Annotated in this window: 4 protein-coding genes; 1 reads left to right on the top strand and 3 read right to left on the bottom strand. The window is 43.2% G+C overall.

Annotated elements, in window-relative coordinates; genetic code table 11:
* Positions 1–388: IS30 family transposase (locus HMPREF0666_RS17990; protein ID WP_009011493.1), on the top strand; the 388-nt coding region annotated here is incomplete at its 5' end.
* 21 nt (positions 389–409) lie between these two features.
* Here the strand turns inward: HMPREF0666_RS17990 and HMPREF0666_RS06105 are convergent.
* The 3 genes from HMPREF0666_RS06105 to HMPREF0666_RS06115 all read right to left on the bottom strand — a co-directional run.
* Positions 410–820 carry a hypothetical protein gene (locus HMPREF0666_RS06105; protein WP_009011494.1) on the bottom strand — a complete coding sequence of 137 codons (411 nt, stop codon included), beginning with the start codon at positions 818–820 and terminating at the stop codon, positions 410–412.
* A complete protein-coding gene (locus HMPREF0666_RS06110) occupies positions 810–1,652 on the bottom strand; it encodes a hypothetical protein (RefSeq protein ID WP_009011495.1) in 843 nt (280 codons plus the stop codon). Before HMPREF0666_RS06110 ends, HMPREF0666_RS06105 begins: the two co-directional genes overlap by 11 nt.
* A gap of 16 nt (positions 1,653–1,668) precedes the next feature.
* Positions 1,669–2,437 (bottom strand): phage baseplate assembly protein V (locus HMPREF0666_RS06115; RefSeq protein WP_009011496.1); only part of this gene is annotated, 769 nt, incomplete at its 5' end.

A 2,437-nucleotide genomic window follows, 5' to 3' on the forward strand; every position in this document is an offset into this window, starting at 1 on the left:
GCGTAGTACAAACATGTTGTTTATGAGAAAACTAAAGAAGGGGAAAAATGCCAAAGAACTGGCACGAACTGTAATACACTTACTATCTCCTTTCAAAGACCATATCAAGTCTATTACAACTGACAATGGTACAGAATTCGCTTGTCATGAAATGATAGCCAAAAGCCTTGGTGTTACCATATATTTTGCTGACCCATACGCTTCATGGCAGAAAGGCGCTATAGAAAATGCTAACGGACTAATTAGGCAATACGTGCCAAAAAAAGAAACCTTTGAGCATATCAGCCAGCAACAAATAACTAAGTATTCAAAGAAAATTAACATGAGGCCAAGAAAGAAATTAGATTTTAAAACACCACAGGACTGCTTTTACGAACTAATTAAGTAAATTTGCACTTGCTTGTTGAATTCACGGAGTCAGTAGTGGTGCACCATTCAGTTTAGAACATTGAGATGTTGTATTGGGAATCCAAAAGCGAGTTGCTGCAGCAGCGGCGCACTTACTACCAGCTAAGACTAATGCTGCAACGATAACTACAGCAATAATTGCTGCAGCCACCCACCCTGGTCCTGGGACACCCATGCAAGCAGCGATAGCAAACGATGCAACTCCAACACCTACACCAGCAACGGCACCAGCTCCAAAGGCGACTGCCCCTGCACATACAAAATTAGCCTTCCTTTGAACATCCTTGCTCGTAGCTGCCAATGACCCGCTAAACTTCACACTTTTATGGGACTCCACACTGACATGGACGGGTTTAGCCCCCTTTGTACAGACTAAATAGTGCTGTTCTGTAAGATACTGTTCATTCGCCATCTTCGTGAAGTTTTAGATGTAGGTGGGTGTACAACGAATAATCCTTGCCGACTGTCTCACTCAGGCTGAGATTGGCTTCTTCCAATATCTCACCATCATTATGATAGTCTGCACGCATCTGATACTCCATATTCGCTCCTTTTGCATCAACGTTCTTGGTTATCTTCTCCACAGCACTACTATCATAAATCATGTCGCCCTTAAAATGTCGATCGGTCTTGCCATCAAACATGACACCCTTACTTGTTTTGTACGTACAAGCAAGTTCAATAGGAACGCATGAACCGAAGCGGTCAATATCACGATGCTTAAAGCGTTCTTCACGCATATATTTTCCAAATTGAAGGAAATAAGCATACATGAAGTGCATATAGCGAATATTGTTCATAAACAGTGGCTCATTGGCAAGTTCCTTCTCCTTTGCAAGGATTATCTCATACGAGCTCATGGGGTACTTGTAGGTAAGATACTCACGAACTTTCTCCCATTTGGAATAGACTTGCTCCCTATTATTAATCTTACGGAGAATCCCGTGGTCGCTGACCCAGAAGTCCAATTCGTCATATATGGCACTAATCTCATTCGTCGCCTCAATAATCTGAGCCACAGTGGCGTCATCATATTTCACTAACTTATTTGATAACTCACGCAGGCGGAAACGCCACCATTGCTGTTCCTTGTCTACTTCAAGGAACGTAAGTTCATGCCGACTCGTCATCTTGAAGTCACTATCAATGACCATAGCCTTGGAATGTCCTTCTGCGGTAAGGTCATAGACAAATGTCTCTCCTTCTTTATATCTTCTGAAATACTCTTCTTCGTTGATTTCCATAAAACACTTATTCCCTTTAGCTATTTATATTAACATCTGGGCCATCTACAACGACCTTACTTCCACCTGTAATCGATATATCATTGCTGCCAAGGCTGACAGTTGTAGAACCTGACATATTAAGATTAGCCTTGCTTGACATCGTCAAATCCTGCTTAGCCTCTAAGGACATCATTTCATCTGTTCCGATGGCAATCTGCTGTTTACCATTAATAAAGATACCACTCGTGCAAACCTTTATTTGATTTTCTCCTACAACCAAAGTAATAGCTGTGTTTCCTTTTAACGTTATATTACCGTCTGAGTCTGAAGATATAACGGAACTGCCATTACCAACATTAATAACATTATTAGTTCCAGCATTGACAAAATTAGAAGATTTTGCATTTGTAGTGGCATTACCTGCACCATCAAAAGTCATGGTTACACCGCCCTTATCGTGCAGCGTGACACTTCCTTTAGAATCATTAAGTTTCAAGGCACAGCCAGTGCGGCTGGTGAGGCTTTTGCAGTTGTTGCCTTGACCACCGCCACCACCTGTCGTTCCATTAAACAGGCTACCCATAACGTAGGGACGGGCGGGGTCGCCATGACGGAAGCCAAGGAGGACTTGGTCGCCTACCTCTGGGATGAAAACAAAGCCACGGTTGCTCTTTACGTCTTTGCTGCCACCACCATCTGGCGTCATCACACGTACCCAACTTGTTCGCATGTTATCGGTCTGCCAATTCATGCGCACCTGCACACGACCCGCTCCATGTGGGTCGGCATTGCTTAGCACGGTT

It is taken from the genome of Prevotella sp. C561, assembly GCF_000224595.1.
Taxonomy (GTDB): domain Bacteria; phylum Bacteroidota; class Bacteroidia; order Bacteroidales; family Bacteroidaceae; genus Prevotella; species Prevotella jejuni.

Excerpts from the sequence above, each read along its gene's own strand:
- HMPREF0666_RS06110 (WP_009011495.1), bottom strand. The coding sequence starts at position 1,652 with ATGGAAATCAACGAAGAAGAGTATTTCAGAAGATATAAAGAAGGAGAG.
- HMPREF0666_RS06105 (WP_009011494.1), bottom strand. The coding sequence starts at position 820 with ATGGCGAATGAACAGTATCTTACAGAACAGCACTATTTAGTCTGTACA.